Source organism: Polaribacter sp. M10 (assembly GCF_054968445.1).
Window position 1 is genome coordinate 42,443 of sequence record NZ_JBSSBG010000010.1, and the last position, 20,329, is coordinate 62,771.

The 20,329-nt window shown below is 29.9% G+C and carries 19 protein-coding genes; 8 read left to right on the top strand and 11 right to left on the bottom strand.

The window, feature by feature from the left end; genetic code table 11:
• Positions 1–151: 151 nt before the first annotated feature.
• From ACWYN7_RS10525 to ACWYN7_RS10535, 3 genes are read left to right on the top strand one after another with little or no spacing between them, the layout of a single operon-like run.
• Positions 152–712 (top strand): hypothetical protein, encoded by a 561-nt coding sequence (locus tag ACWYN7_RS10525; protein ID WP_462859892.1) that lies wholly within the window; start codon positions 152–154, stop codon positions 710–712.
• Between the two features lie 40 nt (positions 713–752).
• On the top strand, positions 753–911 hold the full coding sequence (locus ACWYN7_RS10530) for a hypothetical protein (protein ID WP_462859893.1): 159 nt from the start codon (positions 753–755) through the stop codon (positions 909–911).
• The gene (locus ACWYN7_RS10535) at positions 904–1,461 is read left to right on the top strand and encodes a hypothetical protein (protein WP_462859894.1); all 558 of its coding nucleotides are present in this window, start codon (positions 904–906) and stop codon (positions 1,459–1,461) included. The genes ACWYN7_RS10530 and ACWYN7_RS10535 overlap by 8 nt, the downstream gene beginning before the upstream one ends.
• Before the next feature lie 177 nt (positions 1,462–1,638).
• On the opposite strand, the gene ACWYN7_RS10540 is transcribed toward ACWYN7_RS10535, so the two are convergent.
• The 5 genes from ACWYN7_RS10540 to ACWYN7_RS10560 all read right to left on the bottom strand — a co-directional run bounded on the left by ACWYN7_RS10540 (position 1,639) and on the right by ACWYN7_RS10560 (position 4,439).
• Complete coding sequence (locus tag ACWYN7_RS10540) at positions 1,639–1,911, bottom strand: hypothetical protein (RefSeq protein ID WP_462859895.1); 273 nt, start codon at positions 1,909–1,911, stop codon at positions 1,639–1,641.
• Between the two features lie 5 nt (positions 1,912–1,916).
• A complete protein-coding gene (locus ACWYN7_RS10545) occupies positions 1,917–2,192 on the bottom strand; it encodes an ATP-dependent Clp protease adaptor ClpS (protein WP_068355603.1) in 276 nt (91 codons plus the stop codon).
• Positions 2,193–2,202: 10 nt separating this feature from the next.
• Positions 2,203–3,039 carry a 50S ribosomal protein L11 methyltransferase gene (gene prmA, locus ACWYN7_RS10550; protein ID WP_462859962.1) on the bottom strand — a complete coding sequence of 279 codons (837 nt, stop codon included), beginning with the start codon at positions 3,037–3,039 and terminating at the stop codon, positions 2,203–2,205.
• A 63-nt stretch (positions 3,040–3,102) separates the two neighbouring features.
• The gene (tpiA, locus tag ACWYN7_RS10555; RefSeq protein WP_462859896.1) at positions 3,103–3,861 is read right to left on the bottom strand and encodes a triose-phosphate isomerase; all 759 of its coding nucleotides are present in this window, start codon (positions 3,859–3,861) and stop codon (positions 3,103–3,105) included.
• A gap of 89 nt (positions 3,862–3,950) precedes the next feature.
• Positions 3,951–4,439 (bottom strand): TlpA family protein disulfide reductase, encoded by a 489-nt coding sequence (locus ACWYN7_RS10560; RefSeq protein ID WP_462859897.1) that lies wholly within the window; start codon positions 4,437–4,439, stop codon positions 3,951–3,953.
• An 84-nt stretch (positions 4,440–4,523) separates the two neighbouring features.
• Between ACWYN7_RS10560 and pyrF the strand changes: the two genes are divergently transcribed.
• Complete coding sequence (gene pyrF / locus ACWYN7_RS10565; protein WP_462859899.1) at positions 4,524–5,336, top strand: orotidine-5'-phosphate decarboxylase; 813 nt, start codon at positions 4,524–4,526, stop codon at positions 5,334–5,336.
• A gap of 256 nt (positions 5,337–5,592) precedes the next feature.
• Here the strand turns inward: pyrF and ACWYN7_RS10570 are convergent, their stop codons facing one another.
• Both ACWYN7_RS10570 and ACWYN7_RS10575 read right to left on the bottom strand, forming a co-directional pair.
• Entirely contained in the window at positions 5,593–6,444 is an 852-nt protein-coding gene (locus ACWYN7_RS10570; RefSeq protein ID WP_462859900.1) for a cupin-like domain-containing protein, read from the bottom strand.
• A gap of 406 nt (positions 6,445–6,850) precedes the next feature.
• Positions 6,851–8,674, bottom strand: coding sequence for a TonB-dependent receptor plug domain-containing protein (locus ACWYN7_RS10575; protein WP_462859901.1), 1,824 nt, complete (start codon positions 8,672–8,674; stop codon positions 6,851–6,853).
• A gap of 67 nt (positions 8,675–8,741) precedes the next feature.
• Between ACWYN7_RS10575 and ACWYN7_RS10580 the strand changes: the two genes are divergently transcribed.
• The 3 genes from ACWYN7_RS10580 to ACWYN7_RS10590 all read left to right on the top strand — a co-directional run bounded on the left by ACWYN7_RS10580 (position 8,742) and on the right by ACWYN7_RS10590 (position 12,073).
• Positions 8,742–10,238 (top strand): aminotransferase-like domain-containing protein, encoded by a 1,497-nt coding sequence (locus ACWYN7_RS10580; RefSeq protein ID WP_462859902.1) that lies wholly within the window; start codon positions 8,742–8,744, stop codon positions 10,236–10,238.
• A gap of 80 nt (positions 10,239–10,318) precedes the next feature.
• Positions 10,319–11,584, top strand: coding sequence for a Y-family DNA polymerase (locus ACWYN7_RS10585; protein WP_462859904.1), 1,266 nt, complete (start codon positions 10,319–10,321; stop codon positions 11,582–11,584).
• Between the two features lie 54 nt (positions 11,585–11,638).
• Positions 11,639–12,073 (top strand): LexA family protein, encoded by a 435-nt coding sequence (locus tag ACWYN7_RS10590; protein ID WP_462859905.1) that lies wholly within the window; start codon positions 11,639–11,641, stop codon positions 12,071–12,073.
• Positions 12,074–12,136: 63 nt separating this feature from the next.
• Here the strand turns inward: ACWYN7_RS10590 and ACWYN7_RS10595 are convergent, their stop codons facing one another.
• On the bottom strand, positions 12,137–14,647 hold the full coding sequence (locus ACWYN7_RS10595; RefSeq protein ID WP_462859906.1) for a S9 family peptidase: 2,511 nt from the start codon (positions 14,645–14,647) through the stop codon (positions 12,137–12,139).
• 102 nt (positions 14,648–14,749) lie between these two features.
• Entirely contained in the window at positions 14,750–15,199 is a 450-nt protein-coding gene (locus tag ACWYN7_RS10600; RefSeq protein ID WP_462859907.1) for a nucleoside deaminase, read from the bottom strand.
• A 56-nt stretch (positions 15,200–15,255) separates the two neighbouring features.
• Here ACWYN7_RS10600 and dxs point away from each other — a divergent pair, with 56 nt between their 5' ends.
• Positions 15,256–17,052 carry a 1-deoxy-D-xylulose-5-phosphate synthase gene (gene dxs, locus ACWYN7_RS10605; RefSeq protein WP_462859908.1) on the top strand — a complete coding sequence of 599 codons (1,797 nt, stop codon included), beginning with the start codon at positions 15,256–15,258 and terminating at the stop codon, positions 17,050–17,052.
• Positions 17,053–17,089: 37 nt separating this feature from the next.
• Here dxs and ACWYN7_RS10610 read toward each other — a convergent pair whose 3' ends face one another.
• Positions 17,090–17,488, bottom strand: coding sequence for a hypothetical protein (locus tag ACWYN7_RS10610; protein ID WP_462859909.1), 399 nt, complete (start codon positions 17,486–17,488; stop codon positions 17,090–17,092).
• A gap of 70 nt (positions 17,489–17,558) precedes the next feature.
• Entirely contained in the window at positions 17,559–20,270 is a 2,712-nt protein-coding gene (locus ACWYN7_RS10615; RefSeq protein WP_462859910.1) for a T9SS type A sorting domain-containing protein, read from the bottom strand.
• Positions 20,271–20,329: the final 59 nt, after the last annotated feature.

Consider the following 20,329-nt stretch of genomic DNA (forward strand, 5'->3'; position numbering starts at 1 on the left):
AAACAAATCCAAATACCCCTTAAATTATGGATAGTATAAATACCCCAAAAACAAAAAAGAAATATTTTCTTTTAACAAAAATTAATTTTAATCTAAACTATAAAACAGATTATGCTTGTTCTACTTTTTACCAATTCTAAAATGAAAAAATATGAACAAGTTGACTTTAAAATCAAGAAAAGTACTGTTTAATGTTTCGAGATTAGAGAAAAAGCATAAAATAATTACGTATTGTTCTTTATTATTTTTAACCGCTTCTACTTATTTTTTAAGAACAGAAAACCAGCAAGTTAAAGTTGAATATGCTAGACTAGAAGAAAAGAGTAAAAGTTTAAAAAAAAATATGATCATTTTTAACCGTAATTATGAAGATTTTCCTCTACCTGTTTGGCAAAAAGTAAAAAGAGGCGATAAATTTATTATTCAATACATTAACCCTGAGTATGTAAATCAATTCGGACATACTTTTAAATATGATCAATATGCTTTGATTGGAAAAAATAATTTTGAAATTTTTCCTAAAAAATTAGCACAAACCTATTATGAAAATGATATTGCTGTTGCTATTACAGGACTTAAAGTAGAAAGCTTAGAAAAAGCATTTGATAAAGTTGGTAATATCTTAAAACTTAAAGTTATAAAGTGGAGAGAAATAAAAGACAATAAAGACACTCTAATTTTTGGTATGGTTAAAGAAATAATACCTAACTAAATAGATAAAAAATTACAAAACCCCTTAAAATTCCCCTAAAATGAACACAAAAATTACGCATCAAATCCTAAATTATCTGCAATGTCGTATCAACGTTTTATCATCTAAAAACAACCATACAAGTTTTAGTTTTGTAAGGATAGAAAACACAAATGCAACTAATTATTTTATAAACTCTAAAACTAGAAGATATGAATAAGCTAGCTGTAAAATCGAAAAACCTCATACTTAAAATTACAAGTTTAGAGAAAAAGCGTAAAATTATTGCCAATGCATCTTTATTGCTTTTAACGGTTTCTACTTATTTTTTAAGATCAGAAAACCAAGAAGTAAAAATTAAACACGCTACTTTACAAGAAAAAAGTGCACATATAAAACAAAACATGATTATTTTTAATAGTAATTATGAAGATTTCCCTCTACCTGTTTGGCAAAAGGTAAAAAGAGGAGGCGAATTTGTTATTCAGTACATAAATCCTGTTTATGTAGATAAATTTGGACATATTTTTAACAACGATAGATATAGTTTAATTGGAAAAAATAATTTTGAAATTTTTCCTAAGAAGATTGCACAACGTTATTACGAAAATGATGTGGCTGTAGCCATTACAGGAAATAAAATAGAAAATATAGAAGAATCGATTAGTAAAGACGGAAGAATGATAAAATTAAAAGTGATGAAATGGCGCGATATAAAAGATGAAAAAGACACGCTAATTTATGGTATGGTTAAAGAAATATTAGATTAAAAAAAGCCCTTAACAAGTGTTAAGGGCTTTTTCGTCTAACCAAACTTAGTATAAAAACTAACTACTATCTTTTTCTTTTTTCTATTTCTTGTATTGTTCTCTATTTATAAGACACCAGAAAATTTAATAAGTCACATTGTTTTTAAAAAAAGAAAAAACCTGAGAAATTCTCAGGTTTTAACTTAAATATTGCTTTATGGCTATTCTGTGTTCTGGTATACTTTTGTCGTAATTTTCTACCAAAATCTCTAGTATTTCTGGTGGTTTAACTCCAATATCTTTTTGTTGTTTATATTTAGAAACATATAAATTATAGGCTGCATTGTTTTTTTCGAAAATTAAAAAATGTGTTTCATTTAATTCTGTGTAAGCAATTTCATTACCATTAAAAGTTTCAGAATTATCTTTAAAAAATTCTGAAAATTCGTAGTACTTTAAAACGTTTTCCATATTTGTTATACAAGTTCTGCAGATAAACCTAATTGTAGCAATTTAGAGCATCTTGGTTCTAAATCTTTGTACTCACCAGATTTTACAGTACATTTTCCTTTGTAATGCACTAAAATAGTACATTGTTCTGCTTGTTCTAAAGTATGGTCGCAAACATCTATTAGAGATTCTATTACAAAATCGAAAGTATTAACCTCATCATTATGCAATACAATTTCATGCTGATTTGTTCTTTGCTCTAAAACGTCTACTTCTTCTTTAATTTTTTCTTTTGTGCTCATATAAACAAAATTACAATTTATTGTATTTCAATGCAACCCAATTATTTCTTTCAATAAATGTTTCTAATTTTAAGTTGTATTTAGAAACTTCTTCATCAATAATTGATATGTCTTCTTTATAAAAACCACTCAACAACAACACCCCATTTTCATTTAAACAACTTGTATACGTTTTCATATCCATCAATAAAATATTTCTGTTGATGTTGGCAATAATAACATCATATTTTTTATCCTTTAAAAGTGTTGCATCACCTTTGTAAACAGAAATATGATTACAATTGTTACGTTGTACGTTTTCTAAAGAATTTTCGTAACACCAGTTATCAATATCAATAGCATCAATAGGTTTAGCGTTTTTCATTTCAGCAAAAATGGCTAAAATTCCTGTTCCACATCCCATATCTAATACAGATTTATTGTCTAAATCTAATTGTAATAAATGCTGAATCATCATATGTGTGGTTTCATGATGCCCAGTTCCAAAACTCATTTTTGGTTCAATTACAATGTCGTATGCAAGATTAGGATTTTCGTGAAAAGGAGCTCTTATACTCACTAATTCATCCACCTGAATAGGTGTAAAATTCTTTTCCCATTCTGCATTCCAGTTGGTTTGTGCAACTTCTTTCTTTTGATAATCTATCTGAAATTCATCTGAATTTAAAACAAAAATATCGTTTAAAATATCATCAAAATATTCTTCTTTCTGAATGTAAGCAGTAACTCCAACTTCGTTTTCTACAAAACTCTCAAAACCCACATTACCTAATTCTGCAATTAAAATTTCTGTTGCAGGTTCTTTAGGTGTTACCGTAAAATTGTATTCTATATAAATATTATCCATCATAAAAAAAGCGTCAAGAATTAAATCTTGACGCAAATTTATTGGTTTTAAATTTAAGTTCTTTTAAATCGCTTTTATAATTGCAGAAAAATCTGACGCTTTTAATGCTGCACCACCAATTAAACCACCATCTACATCTGGTTTAGAGAAAATTTCTTCTGCATTTGCAGGTTTTACACTACCACCATATAAAATAGAAACGCCATCTGCAACTTCTTTGTTGTATTGCTTTTCTACAATACTTCTAATAAATGCATGCATTTCTTGTGCTTGTTCTGGACTAGCAGTTTCTCCTGTACCTATTGCCCAAACTGGCTCATAAGCTAAAACAATACTTGCCCAATCTTTAGCTTCTAAGTGAAATAACGCATTTTTTAACTGACTTTCTACAACGTTAAAATGATTGTCAGATTTTCTATCTTCTAACAATTCACCAAAACAAAAAATAGTTTCTAAATCATTTTCTAAAACTGCATTAACTTTTTCTGCAAGTAACTCATCTGTTTCACCAAAATAAGTTCTTCTTTCTGAATGCCCTAAAATAACCGTTTTTATACTGATTGATTTTAACATATCTGCAGAAACCTCACCTGTGTAAGCACCACTTTTTGCTTGATGCATATTTTGCGCAACAACTTCAATTTTAGAATCTTCAGTACTTTTTACAGCAGATTCTAAATTTATAAAAGATGGAGAAATGATAACTCTTGTGTTCTCTAATGCTAAATCTTTAATCTCTTCTTTAATACCACTAATAAGTACCTCAGTTTGATTTTTATCATTATTCATTTTCCAGTTTCCAGCTACTATCTTTTGTCTCATAATTATATACTTTTATTACTCTGTAAATTTAAGAAATGATACGCAAAATAATATGTAGAAAAACAAATACTTACTAAAACGATGTATTATTATTTTTTTAGAGCTTCAATAATTTTTTTGTCTGATGCATTTGTGGCTTTAAACAAAGAAATTTCTCCTTTTTCATCAATAACCATATACCTTGGAATCCATCCAAGATTCACAAAATCGACAAAATCGCCTTCATTTTGTCCTTTAGGCAAATTATAATGAATACCTTCTAAATTATATTTTTTGATGGCTCTTTTCCAAGAAGGATTACTTCTATCAACAGATAAAAATAAAAACACCACCTCTGGAAATTCTTTTTGCAAAGCTTTTACTTTCGGGAAACCCACAATACAATCTTTACACCAAGAAGCCCAAACATCTATTAAAACTTTTTTTCCTTTATGTTGATATAAAACTTCTCTTAAAGTAATTTTAGATTTATCTAAACCCACTAACATTTCTAGGTTGGCTTCTTCAGAAAATTGTTTTGGATCTTCTGAACAACTCAACAATAATAAAACAGCAAATAGAATAAAGATTTTTTTCATATTAAATTTGTCCATTAAAAAATTAGTTTCTTACAAATCTTAAAAGTTTAAAATAGTATTTTTGTAAAACTTTAAACAAAAGTAATGACAACAGCACAACTAGTATCACAAATAAATCTAAAAAAATCATTTTTATGCATTGGTTTAGATGTAGATTTAGATAAAATTCCACCCCATTTATTAGCTTTAGAAGACCCTATTTTTGAATTTAATAAAGCAATTATTGATGCTACACATCATTTGTGTGTTGCCTACAAACCCAACACTGCTTTTTATGAGGCTTATGGAATAAAAGGTTGGTTGGCTTTAGAAAAAACGATTGCATATTTAAATAAGAATTATCCAGAAGTTTTTACCATTGCAGATGCAAAACGTGGTGATATTGGCAATACCTCAACTATGTATGCCAAAGCGTTTTTTAACGATTTAGCTTTTGATTCTGTAACTGTTGCACCTTATATGGGTAAAGATTCTGTAGAACCATTTTTAGCTTTTAAAGACAAACATACTATTATGTTAGCTTTAACATCTAACGAAGGTGCTTTTGATTTTCAAACCAAAAAAGTTAATGATAAAGAATTATACAAACAAGTTTTAGAAACTTCTAAAAACTGGAAAAACGCTGAAAACTTGATGTATGTTGTTGGTGCTACTAAAGCAGAATATTTTAAAGAAATAAGAAAAATTGTACCAAATTCGTTTTTATTAGTTCCTGGTGTTGGTGCGCAAGGTGGTAAATTAAAAGATGTTTGTAAGTATGGTTTAAACAATACTATTGGTTTATTAATAAATTCTTCTAGAGGAATTATTTACGCTTCTAAAGACAAAGATTTTTCGGAAGCTGCTGCTAAAAAAGCCAAAGAATTACAAGCAGAAATGAGTTTGTATTTTAAATAAAAAAACCTCGCAAACGCGAGGTTCTTTTTTAGACTCTTAAAGTACGATTAATTAAAGGAAACCAGGTATAATAAGTATTACACCTATCACATCCATAACTCCTAGTTCCTGGAACAATTTTTACAATCGCTTTTCTCTTTAACCTGTGTCGAGACTCAGATTTACATTTTGGGCAAGCTTTCATAAGTTAGTTATATTTGTTTAGTTACAACGAATCTACTTAAAACCAAACACTTAAACTAATTTTTTTCAATTATTAAATATTTCTTAATAAAGGTTGCTTATTTTTCCATTCTATCCACTTTTCACCTCTAAGCTTACGCATTAAAGTATCTACAGGACGCATTATAAAGACGTTATAGACAGCTTTGCCTAAATTTATCGGATTTCTTGCAATTGCCCTTAAGCTCAACGAAAAACCAGGTGTAATGTATCTCATATAATGCCAATAACCTTCTGGCATATATAAAATATTACCATGATTTAATTTTGTAACATAACCTTTAGCATTTTTTAATGCGGGCCATTTTGTAAAATCAGGATTATTAAAATCGATATCTTCTCTGGTGATTAATGAGAAAGGAATTTTATATAAATGTTTATTTTGTTTTTGATCAAATAGAATTACTTTCTTTTCTCCTTCAAAATGAAAATGGAAAATATTGGCTAAATCTATATCATAATGCATAAAAGTATAAGAATCTCTTCCGCCAAAAAACAACATGGGCAAACCTTTCATTAAACGCAAACCAAAATCTGGATAAGAAAAGTCTTTTTGTAAAGCGGGTACTTCTTTTAAAATATTCCAAAGGAAAATTCTAAATTTTGTAGGTTCGCGTTTTAGCAAATCTACATATTCAGACATTTTCATTTTAGCATGTGGCTCGTTAAAACCTTCTTTATAATCTACTGGTCTATCATCATATAAAGGCACAGTTTTATCGCCTGCAACTTCTTTTATATAGTCTAAACTCCATTTTTTATAGGCAGACCAATCTTCTATAAACTCTTCTATAACCACAGGTTTTTGTGGCTTAAAATAGTTTTTTATAAAATCTTCTTTGGTAATTGTTTTTACTCGATCTATCTGAGATAAGTTTAAACTCATGCTTAAAAATTTAAAAAAGCAAAGTTAATAAAACGTTATGAAAAGTAATAATCTAAAAAAAGTCATGCAATTTAAATTGCATGATCTGAATAAAAAACTTCTAATTTTTATTGTTTTTATTCTGAAGTTAGCTTTATCAAAAAAAACTTAAAGTAGATTCAATTTTGATGTAGATTTACACCAAATAAAATAATTATGGAAAGACAAAGCATATCTTTTACGCAACCGTATGAAGATAATTAAAAATGTAAGTTATTTCTTATTATTGGTATGGTTAAAGTAAGCTCATACTTACATCTAATATGACAAATATTATAAACCAACATTATTGTTACAATAGATCAAAAAAAAAGCCTGATAAAAAAATTATCAAGGCTTATAGTGAAAAACGAGAAATTTTGATTCCTTAAAAATTGTATCTTAATCCAAATAAAACGTTGCTTGGTGGCATTGGTACAAAACCAGATTCTATATAATCTGTATTAAAAATATTATTAGCTGTAATTGTTAAATTAATTTTATTTGCATCAACAATAATAGAGGCATCCCAAACATTATAACTTGTACCAACTGTACGCTCTGCATGTTTGTAAATTATATTCTGACGCACATTTTTAAACAATTTACTTGTAAAACGTGTTGTAAATTGATGTCTTAACGTATTTAGAGAATAACGAGATAAATCTTTATTTTGATCTAAAATATCATCCTCTAAAAAAGTATAATTTGTAGAAATAGTTTGAGTATAACTACCTATTTTAAAAATATAACCTGCATCTAGCTCAAAACCTTTGGTATTAACTTTTGTAATATTTGTTGCTGTAAATGCACTATTGTCCGTATTTTCTCTTACATAATCTATCAAATTATCAGAATCTCTATTAAAGAAAGCAACTGAAGCAGAGAATTTAGCATCATTAAATTTAAAACCAATTTCTTGCGCAAAGGCTTCTTCTGGCTCTAAATTTTCGTTACCCACTGTTACAGGATCACTATAAAATAAATCTGTGTAAGTTGGTATTCTATACGTATAACCAATGTTTCCGTAAGCTTTTACTTTATCTGATATTTGAAACCCTAAATCTAATCCTGGAAAAGCATGGAATTTAAAATCAGAAAAATACGTAACTGCAATTCCTGGAGTAATGTCTAATTTATCATCGGCCAAACTAAAACGATGCTCTAAAAACAAATTAGCCATTGTTCTATTTCTATCACCTAAATTATTACTGCTAATAGAAACTCTAGAAACATCGATTCCAAAACCAGTAACACCTGCATTAGATGTGTAAGCTGCATTTGTTTCTATCCCAACTTTATTGGTAATGTGCAAGTTTCTGTAAAAACTAGGATCGTCTCTTCTTAACAAGAAAATATCCTGACCTCTTCTCCAATACACTCTTGGTGTAATTTTAAATTTTTCTGATTTAAAAGTAGTAGAAACACCAATTACACTATTTTGAGTTTCTTCGTATTCGTGAAACGTTTCGTTGGTGGTATAAAAGTTTTCTGCTCCGAAATTTTTATCGAAAAAAGTAGCCAAAACCTCTATAGGTTGGTTCTTTTTATTAAAAACTCCTTTTAAGAAATAATTGTAATTATTATAATCAGAATTTTCTCTATAACCATCTGATGTTAATGCACCAACGTGTGCTATTATTGATGAGTTTTCAAATTCTTTACCCACAGTTACAGAACCATTTAATTGCCCAAAAGACCCTGTTTCTACATTTACAGAAGCAACATTATTCAGTTTCTTTTTAGTAACAATATTTATAGCACCCGTAAATGCATTCTGACCAAAAACTCTTGCTGCAGGTCCTTTTATTACTTCTATTCTTTCTATAACTTCTATGGGTAAAGCCGCATTTAATGTATGATGCCCTGTTTGAGAATCATCCATTTTAATACCATCTATTAACAATAAAGTTTGATCGAAACCACCACCTCTAATGTATAAATCTGCTTGGCTACCAGCAGTACCTCTTCTTCTAATATCTACACCTGCAACTTGCTGTAATACATCTGCAACATTGGTAGCTGCACTATTTTTAATGTCTTCGGATGAAATAACATTTATAGTTCTAGAATTTGCTTTAAAAGGCAAATCTATTCTTGTTGATGTAATAACAACCTCTTTTAAAGTATCTCTTTTTATAACTTTTTCTTGTGCTTTTACTTGTAAAACGGATAACAATCCAAGAATTACTAACGTAATTTTAATTTTCATAAATAGTGATTTAAATAGACTGCAAAAATCGTAACTTTATCACCGCTTAAAATAGTCCGGTTTTTAAATGAAAGATAGTCCACTTTTATCAATAATTCAGAAAAACGTCACTTTTGATAAATCTAAAACACAAGCTGTTTACATACAAGTTGCGCAAGCATTTGTACACTTGTTTCAAAGGAATATCATTCTAAAAAAAACAAAATTACCAGGCACTAGAGCTCTTGCAAAAACATTACAAATTCATAGAAATACTGCTGTCGCTATTTATGATGAGTTAGCCTCTCAAGGTTGGGTAGATATTAAACCGAACAAAGGCACTTTTGTATCTACTAAAAAAGTAAAATTCACTGATAAAAACCGAAAAACTGAATTTATCAATCATCAAAATTTAGCCAAAACTACTGGTTTCGAGTTTCAAAAATCGTTTCATTTGGCATCTACTGTGCAACTAACAGAAGCTAAATATTCTATAAATGATGGCAAACCAGATTTGCGTTTACATCCTGTAAATCAATTTACAAGATGGTATAGTGCAGCTATGAAACGTAAAACTTTAATTCAAAAATGGAACAGACCTCAAGAAGCGTCACTCTCTATGTTTCAAACACAACTGTGTAATTATTTAAATGCCACAAGAGGATTACATGTAGGCCCTAAAAATATAATTAGTACCAGAAGTACAGAAATGAGTTTGTACATTGTTTCTCAACTTTTAATTCAAAAAAATGATGTTGTTTTGGTTGGCGATTTAAGCAATTATGCTTCTAATATGATATTTCAGCAAGTAGGAGCTCAACTAATTACAATTCCTACAGATGATGATGGTTTAGATGTTGAATTTATCAGAAAAAACTTTATAAAAAACAGTATTAGATGTGTTTATCTTTGTGCGCACAGAGATTACCCAACCACAGTTAGCTTAAGCGCAACACGTAGAACTGCATTACTAAAATTGGCTAAAGAATTTGGTTTTGCCATTATTGAAGATGATTTTGATTTTGATTTTCAGTTTGATAATTCTCCTGTTTTACCAATGACAAATTCTGATGAAAATGGGATGGTTATTTACTTAGGTAAATTAGGACAATCTTTGTTTCCTAGTTTTCAAACCGGATTTGTAATTGCACCAGAAAATTTAATATCAGAAGCTAAAAATTATTTGTATTTACTAGATGAACAAGGAGATTTAATTCAGCAACAAATGCTATCAGAATTAATTAATGAAGGAGAAATTTACAGATTAATGCAAAAAAATATTGTTATCTATAAAAAAAGAAGAGATTATTTAAATCAATTATTATTGAAACATTTTGATAAAATTGCAGCTTGGAAAACTCCTGAAGGTGGTTTAGCAATTTGGTTAACGTTTAACCCAACCATACCTTTAGTTAAATTGGCAGAAGAAGCCGAAAAAAACAATTTATTTTTACCCAAAACTATTTTATATCAGAATAAAACCACTTGTGCAATTCGCTTCGGATTTGGTCATTTAAATGAAAATGAAATCGAAATTGTTATTCAGAAATTAAAAAGAGCTTATAAAAATCTGTCTTTAAGTTAGGTTGATAATATTCTGCTTCATTTACAAATTAAGATATTAACAACGTAATTTTGTCTGCTATTTTTAGGTATTTTTATACCATGTTTGCACTGATAGATTGTAATAATTTTTATGCTTCTTGCGAGCGAGTTTTTAACCCAAACTTGCAAAACAAACCTGTTGCTATTTTAAGCAATAATGATGGTTGTGTAATTTCTATGAGTGATGAAGCTAAGAAATTGGAACTCCCATTTGGCGCTCCAATTTTTAAATGGGAACAATTTTGCAAGGAAAAAAACATTACGGTTTTGTCTTCTAATTATCCTTTGTATGGAGATATGAGTGCAAGAGTAATGAATATTCTGTCCGATTTTTCTCCAGATATAGAAGTGTATTCTATTGACGAATCTTTTTTACAATTACAAGGTTTTGACAATTATGATCTACAAGAATATGCTACAAAAATTAGAAGTAGAGTTTTAAAATGGACAGGCATACCAACTTGTGTAGGAATTGCACCAACCAAAGCATTGAGTAAAGTTGCCAATAAAATTGCACGTTCTAACCTAAAACAATCTAAAGGAATTTGTGTTATTGATTGCGAAGAAAATAGAATTAAAGCTTTAAAATGGACCAAAATTGGCAATGTTTGGGGAATTGGTAGTCGTTTAAAAAAACGTTTACAAGCCAAAGGTTGTACAACTGCTTATGATTTTACACAATTGCCAAGCGATTGGGTTTTAAAAAATTTTTCTATTGTAGAATGGCGTTTGCAAAAAGATTTACAAGGCATTTCTAAAATTCCGTTAGAAGAAGTGTCATCAAAAAAAATGATTGCTACCACTCGCAGTTTCGAATACACGTATTCTGATATCGATAATCTTAAAGAACGTATTTCTACGTTTGCTGCAAGTTGTGCTGAAAAATTGCGTAATCAAGAATCGAGCTGTCATATGTTAATTGTGCAGCTTTCTAGCAATCGTCATCAAAAAAATGAACCACAACACAAAGAAAGTAAAACCGTGGTTTTTTCATATCCAACAGATTCTACATTAACCATTTCTAAAGCTGCTGTTGAAGCTGTAAAAAGTATTTTTAAACCCGGAATTAAATACAAAAGAGCAGGCGTAATTGTTACTGGTTTAGTACCCAATGATAATTTTCAACTCAATTTATTTTCGCACGAAAATCCTAAACACAAACCTTTAATGTCTGCCATTGATCATTTAAATCGTAAATTTAAAGCAGACAAAATTAAATTGGGAAATCAAGATTTAAAACGCACTTGGAAAATGCGTCAAGAAAGATTATCACCTAAATTTACAACAAATATTAATGATGTTTTTACAGTAAAAGCCACAAAATAGCATTCATCTTTTTTGTTCTTTTATTAAAAGAAAAGTTATAATTTGCAACTACTAATGATGGGAACTAAAAATCTTACTTTTTTTACACCAAAAGCTTCATCTGGTAATGGAGCTGTTTTGGTTGATGTTGGCATTTCTGCTGGTTTTCCTTCGCCTGCAGACGATTTTAGAGAAACTCGAATTTCTTTAGATGATGAATTAATTCAAAACAAAGACGCTACTTTCTTTGCCAAAGTAAAAGGTCAATCTATGATTGATGCTGGTTTAGATGATAACGATTTGTTAGTTATTGACAGAAGTTTAGAACCTGCCAACAATAAAATTGCGGTTTGTTTTTTAGATGGTGAATTTACCGTAAAACGTTTACGAGTAGAAAAAAATGAAGTTTGGTTGCAACCAGAAAATCCTGATTACCCAATTATAAACATTACAGAAGAGAATGATTTTGTGATTTGGGGAATTGTAACAAACGTGATTAAAAAAGTGTAAGTTTTTACATATATAAAAAAACTCCGAATTTTCATTCGGAGTTTTTTTATGCTTTAGAATCTTTTATCTATTCATAGGTTTATCCATATTCATGAATAAAATATCAGTATCTGTAGCTTCTTCTCCCAGTAAATATTTACTAAAATGATCTGCTCTTAACCAGAAAGAATATTCTGTCATATTACCAAAACCATGTCTTTGTCCTGGCATAATCATATATTTAAAACGTTTATTTGCTTTAATTAATTCGTTTGCCATTCTTATGGTTCCTGCAGGATTTACGTTATTATCCATATCTCCATGAATCAACATTAAATGTCCTTTTAAATTTTTTGCTAAAGATTGATTTACATCAATCTTATATTTATAAGAACTTTTTCCTTTCTCATCAATCTCTTCTTTTACACCATGATGCGTTTCACTCCACCAAGAATTATACACATTATTATCATGATTTCCTGCTGATGAAACTGCTGCTTTAAAGAAATCTGGATATACTAACATTGCAGCTGTAGACATAAATCCACCTCCTGAATGACCGTAAATTCCTACTTTTTCGATATCGATAAACTTATGTTTGTTTGCCAATTGTTGCGCAACATATTTTTTATCCGCCAAACCATAATCACGCAAATTGCCATAACCATAATTATGATACCATTTAGATCTGTCTGGATGTCCACCTCTGTTTCCTAACGTAATTACAATAAAACCAACTTGCGCCATTCTATCAACTCTATCCATTCTGTAAGAAAAAGATTTGTTAACAGCTTCTGTTTGTGGGCCAGGATACACATATTCTAACAACGGATAAACTTTGGTAGAATCCATATCAAAAGGTTTGTACATAACTCCGTAAATATCTGTAATTCCATCGTCTGCTTTTACTTTAAAAGGTTCTGGAAATTTATATCCTGATGCAAATAATTGCGATAAATCCGCGGTTTCTAAATCCATTATCTTACGTCCATTAGCATCTCTAACTTCCGATTTTGGTACAGTATTTACTCTAGAAAAATTACTAACAAAGTATTGATTAGAATCAGACATACTTGTTCTTGTTGTAAAATCACCAGGATTTAAAGATTTTAATCCTGTACCATTTAAATTGATACTATAAGTATGAGCATAATAAGGATCTTGTTCTTTATTTATTCCGTTTGCAGAAAAATATAACGTTCTAGTTTTTTCGTTTAAACCCTCAAAATTAGACACATGATAATCGCCTTCTGTAACCTGATTTTTTAAGTTTCCATTGGCATCATACAAATAAAAATGTGCCCAACCATCACGTTCTGCCCAATGCAACATTTCTGTTTCATTATTAAATAAAACTAATGGCCTAGATTCTATATAGGTATTAAAACGCTCTTCTATTAAGGTTTTATATTCACCTGTATTAATATCAGCAACATTAATATCTAACTTTTTTCTGTCTCTAGAAATTACACTAAAATATACTTTTCCTTTTTTTGATAAAAGCAAGGTTGGTTTAAAATCATCATCTCTGTCAGATTGTTTTCTTGGCGCTCTAAATACAGAAATACTTTGCTGTTTAACAGTATCTAAAGGAACTTTAATGTGTGTTTTAGTAGGAATATCAAAAATTAATAATTCTGATTTGTAATATTCTTGCTCACCTGGCATGTGATATTTATACGTTTCTAACGTTGGTCTTTTTTTACCTGTAGAGTTAATTACCCATAAATCTTTAATATGTCTAGAGTCTGATTTTTGAAAAACAAACTTTTTAGAATCGTGAGACCAAGTTCCCCAAACTCCTTTTCTATCATCTTTCTTTTTTTCTTTATCTACATTATCTTGTCCTCTACCACCTCTACCATAACCATAGTTTTCTTCTCCATCTTTTGTCCATTGATTTTCTACAACTGTGGTATCTTTTTCATCTTTAATAAACTTTTTAAAGTTTACTTTGTCCATCCAATATAAATTGTAATTTTTAGAATATAATACAATAGAACTATCTGGTGCAATGTTTGCCCAACGTTTCCAAGGTTCTTTTTCTTTCTTTTTATTATCTAAAATGGTTAAACCATTACTACCTAATTTGTATTCTAAATGGTAAACTTTCTTTTCCTTTTTAGGTTTTTTAGGCTTTGCTTTTTTACCTTTTTTAGTTGATGTAGAATCTTTTTTAACCTCTTTTTTTTCATCTATAACCTCTACTTCTTCTGTAGAAGTTACATAAAAACGGATGGCATTTTCTGCTTCGTTAAATTTAAAACTGAAACGTGGCAAATGTTTTGCATCGTAAGGATCTTTGGTTATTTCTGTTAACCATTTTGCCATTTTTACGTTATCAAAAAGTGTTTTTTTAGTTTTTCTGTCTAAATCAACTAAATAATAATTAGAACCTTCTGATGTTTTGTAAGAATACCAAAAACGGTTTCCTTTTTTTAACCAATGAGGATTTACACTCGTTGAATGTACCATTTTTGCTAAATTTTTAGGCGAATATTTAGCTGCAGCTCTGTAATTGGGTTTTGGTGTTTCTTGTGCAAAACTTATTGAAGCAGTCAATAAAAACACAAAAAACAAGATGAAATTTTTCATTTGTAGTGTTTGATTAAATTTGAATTCACCCTAAAGTTGATTAAAACAATTTACACTACAAATTTTTTAAGAAGAGTTTGTTAAAATTTTAACAGTTTGCGTTTAATTTAAATTTCGTTTCTCAATAAAGAAACGTTTTAAAATTTGAGCACACTCGTTTTCTAAAATTCCACTTATTACTTTTGTCTTCGGATGCAAGGTAGTTTTTAAATTTACAAAACCTCTTTCTGGCTCAGAAGCACCATAAACAATTTTACCTATTTGCGCCCAATAACTTGCGCCTGCACACATTTGGCAAGGCTCTAAAGTTACATACAAAATACAATCTTTTAAATATTTACCTCCTAAAAAATCAGCAGCTGCTGTAAATGCTTGCATTTCTGCGTGTGCAGTTACATCGTTTAAGGTTTCTGTTAAATTATGCGCTCTTGCAATAATTTGATTCTTTAAAACAATAACAGCACCAACTGGCACTTCGCCTTTATCGAAAGCAATTTCTGCTTCTTGATAGGCTTTTTTCATAAAATAAGTATCATCAAAAGGTTGTATCATCATTTAAAGAAAATAAAAATCAATATTACAAAAAAGGATTATTGTATTTTTGTAGAATGTCGAAAAATTTGTTAGACAACATATCAAATCCTTCTGATTTAAGAAAATTAAATCCTGAGCAATTACCTGAATTGGCTAAAAATTTAAGGGAATTTATTATTGATATTGTATCTACCAAAGAAGGACATTTAGGCGCAAGTTTAGGGGTTGTAGAATTAACAATTGCTTTGCATTATTTGTTTGATACACCTAATGATTTATTAGTTTGGGATGTTGGTCATCAAGCCTATGGACATAAAATTTTAACGGGAAGAAAAGACGTTTTTCATACCAATAGACAATTTGGTGGAATTGCTGGTTTTCCATCAAGAAAAGAAAGCAAATTTGATGCATTTGGTGTTGGGCATTCTTCCACTTCTATTTCTGCAGCTTTAGGAATGGCAATTGCATCGAACTTAAAAGGTGAAAAAGAAAAACAACATATTGCTGTGATTGGAGATGCTTCTATTGCAAGCGGAATGGCTTTTGAAGCGTTGAATCACGCAGGTGTTTCTAAAGCAAATTTACTCATCATTTTAAATGATAATGCTATTGGAATTGATCCTGCTGTTGGTGCTTTAAAAGAATATTTAACTAAGGTAAAATCCGACAGAAAATTAGCAGCTCAAAATAATATTATCAAAGCATTAAATTTTAATTATTCTGGACCTATTGATGGTCATAATTTACCAAAATTATTATCAGAATTAGAACGATTAAAATGGGTAAAAGGCCCAAAATTTTTACACATTATCACTACCAAAGGTAAAGGTTTACAAAAGGCAGAAGAAGACCAAATAACCTATCATGCTCCTGGTAAATTTGACAAAATTTCTGGAGAGCGTTTAAAAAAAGAAGCTAGTTTATTTACAAAATATCAAGATGTTTTTGGCAAAACCATTATTGAACTCGCAGAAAAAAACGATAAAATTGTAGCAATTACACCTGCAATGCTAACAGGTAGTTCTTTAAACTTAATGTTAAAAAAGTTTCCTAACCGAACTTTTGATGTTGGTATTGCAGAACAACATGCTGTTACTTTGGCTGCAGGAATGGCTACACAAGGTTTAGTACCTTTTTGTAATATTTATTCCACTTTTTTGCAACGTGCTTACGATCAAGTAATTCATGACGTGGCTTTGCAAAATTTACCCGTAATTTTTTGTTTAGACAGAGCTGGTTTGGTTGGCGAAGATGGTGCTACACATCATGGAGTTTTTGATTTGGCTTACCTTAGATGTATACCAAACCTAATTATCTTTGCACCAAGAAACGAAATTGAATTGCGCAATATTTTATATACGGCTCAATTGGGTTTAAAAAATCCGATTGCGATTCGTTATCCCAGAGGTTATGGACTTCTAAAAGAATGGCAACAACCTTTTTGTAAAATAGAAATTGGTAAAGGAACCTGTTTAAAAGAAGGCAATAAAATTGCTGTTTTAAGTGTTGGAACCATTGAAAAAAATGTTTCTGAAGCGATTCTTTTATCCGAAGAAAAACTAAACAAAAAAGGTTGTATTTCTCATTTTGATATGCGTTTTATAAAACCTTTGGATGAAAACTTATTACACTCCATTTTTCAAAAACACGAAACAATTATTACTGTAGAAGAAGGTGTAATACAAGGTGGATTTGGTTCTGCAATTACTGAATTTGCTGCTGCTCATCATTATAAAAATCAACTAAAAATACTAGGTATTAAAGATCAATTTATTGAACATGGCAACATACAAGAATTGATAAAATTAAATTCTTTGGATATCCATTCCATATCAAAAATTATAGAAACTTATTTAAACAAAAAAAAGTAGCAAATTGCTACTTTTTTTTATTGAGTTTGTAAAGAAATTACTGAGGTATCCCAGCGTTTTTCTTTTCTAATTGAATTTTAAAATATTTCTTCTTTTCTTGTTTTACATACACCAAAACAGCTTCATTGGAATTTAATGTAAAAGGAAAATCAGGTTGAGTTGTTTCTACTGCTTTTTTAGAGCTACTCTTTACATCTAAATTAGTTTCTACTGCTTTTTTTGTTCTGATAAAAGCTGAATAAACATTAGGCGAATTAAACTTTAAATTGGCATATTTTTCTTTAAAATAAATTCCAGAAAGTGTTTCTCCTTGAGGTAATTCATCATTTATAGAAATATGAACATTAAAACCAGCTCCACCTCCTTTTATTCCTGATGAATATTTAGAAAAGTAGGCTTCTTTAATTTCTACTAAAGGTTTATCTTCTAATTTCATATTACTACTAGCACATCCAAAAAGGAAAATAAACATTAAAAGAAAGCTATAGAACTTCTTTATCATATTTCTATTCTTTAATAAATTTAACAGACTGCTTTAAATCTTTTGATTTTATATTCAAAATATAAGCTCCTGTATTTAAATTTTCTACATTAATTTGAGCATCTTTAAGTTGACCCTTTGTTACAGATTTACCAATTATATTATAAATTTCATAAGTAACATCATCATTTGAATCTATTAAACTGCTCTTTAAGAAAATATTAGTTGCAACAGGGTTAGGATATATTGATAGTTTTAAATCATCATTAAAAGAATTAACAGAAAGTGTTTCTTCTATAGTAGTTTCGTACATCCCATTTCCATGAGTACCAATTAATAATTTATTATCTGATGGACGATAAACTAATGAACTAATTACAGCTAAACCTAAATCATTAGCACCTTCAATTTCCCAATCTATACTTGTAGGATCTGTAGAACTATATAAACCTCTTGCTGTACCTACAAAGTAAGTAATTTCTGAACCTACTTGTGTAATTGCTGCAGATCTTATAGAATGATTCTCTAAATTTCTTTCTACCAACTGCCAAGTTGGAGAAGCAGCAGTTGCATTTGTTGTTAAGTATATATTGTTAATTCCGTAGTTAGCATAAACTGCTAATACAATATCTGGGTTTGTTGGATGTATTGCAATATCACTCACAATTGTATTACTCGCTTTACTAGCAGTTGCAGGTGTAATATTTACGGCTTCTGTAGATAAAGATGTAACACTTTGAGGATCTGAAACTCTAAAAACGCCTCCACTTTGGCCACCAATATACAGATGACTGGTAGCTGCATTGTAAGTACCTCTTGTAGTTGCAATTGTTCTTATAAACTCGTTTGTTGGTAAGGTTCCTACATTGGTCCAAGTATCGCTTGTAATTGTTTCTGCAGCATGTGTAACATACAAATTAGATTGCCCTGCATAATATAGAGATTCGTTATTGTCTGGATCTAAATAAAAATAGGTAACAAATTGACTAGAAGAATCATCTGGAGTTATTTCTAAAAAACCACTTTTTCTTTGATAAATTGTTCCGTTTTGAAAACCTAAATAATACCTAAGTGCATTACCATTTCTACCAATTCCTACAGCTACTCCATCTCCACCAGCCATGCTTACCATAGTAGATTTGTCTGTAATTTCAGTACTACCATAATCTAAACCACCCACAGTTGTTCCATTATCTTGTGCACCACCCAACACTATATCTTGTCCAGCTAAAGGATCCATAGCAACATGATAATATTGGTAAGTTTGATAACTATTATTTAAACTAGTCCAAGCTACACTAGGACCTCTAACATCTGCTTTATGAATACCTCCATCAGTTCCACTAAAAAGCGTATTCGGATTTAGAGGATCGAAAACTAATTGATGTATATCTGGGTGATGATCTGTACCACCAACACTATACAAACCATAACTTAAATTATTTATATAACCACCTATTCTCAAAAACATATCATCTGTAGTTATGTTTTCTATTTTATAAGGATTTGTACCCCCAACTACAACAAAATTTTCATCATCTGGTTTTACAGAAACCACTAAATCATAACCACCTTGAATAGCGAAAGGATCATTACCTTCTGAATCTCCACCAGTTTCGTCTGGTAATTTATCTGAATAATTTGTCCAAGTAGAAGTAGATAAATCGTATTTCCAAAGATCTGCTTCTATTTCATAAGTATCAGATGCACCATCAGATCTTTTTCCGTTTTCGTATAAAGCATAAAGAATATTATCGTTACTTGGGGCAACAGCTAAAACGATTCTACCTGCAGCAGACCAACCAGCAGGATTATTGTTTCTAGCCAAAAGAGACCACGCACCATTACCTGTTGCAGAGGTTGTGATTCCTGCAGATTTAGATGTTCCTTCTACAGCTGCAAATACTCTTCCATTACTTGCAATTTTAACATCTGTCCATCCAGTACCATCATCTGGAATCTCTAATTCTACATTCATGGTTGTACCATCATATCTGTAAATTTTACCAGTAGCTGCTATAAATAATTCTCCATTAAGAGGACTCACTTCTAAGGCATTTACATAATCAAAATCAGAATCAAAAACGTGGTGATCTGAATTAGTTATCGCAATTTGATTCCACGAAATTCCACCATCTATAGATTTCCAAATACCTTGACCTCTATACGCAGAACCCAATGACGCACTATTTCCAGACCATTCTCCTGTTGCATAATACCAAATGTTTTTAGAATCTACTCTTGGGTCTTGTGCAATTGCGGTTACGTTATGAATTTCGTCGTTATTTGAAACTTTGGTCCAATTGGCACCACCATCAGTAGTTCTAAAAACACCACTACTTACACCACCAGCAATAATTGTATTTCCTGTTGGATCTGAAACATCTATTCTTAAAGCTCTTGTTCTTCCTCCTAAATTAGAAGGACCTCTAGAGATAAAACTTCTACCTGTAGCACTACTTTTAGATTTTGTATTTAATAATTTATAGGCAGTATTGTATTCTTGCTCTTTTTCTTCTAAAGGAATTTTACCAGTTATAGGATTGATTTGAAACCCTAACTCATACAACTCTCTTTCTTTTGCAAAAAGCATTTTCTCTTCTATGGTTTTCTTTTTCTTTTTTATCTTTTGTAAAGATGCTACTTCATTATTAGCTTCATTTCTATTAGATAATGAAACTATACCAACAGAAGCAACCAAAACTAAAGTTAGTAAACCAAGTATTTTTTTTCTCATAAGTGTTAAAAATTTAAAATAGAACGACTAATTTAACTATAATTAGTTAATAATTATGT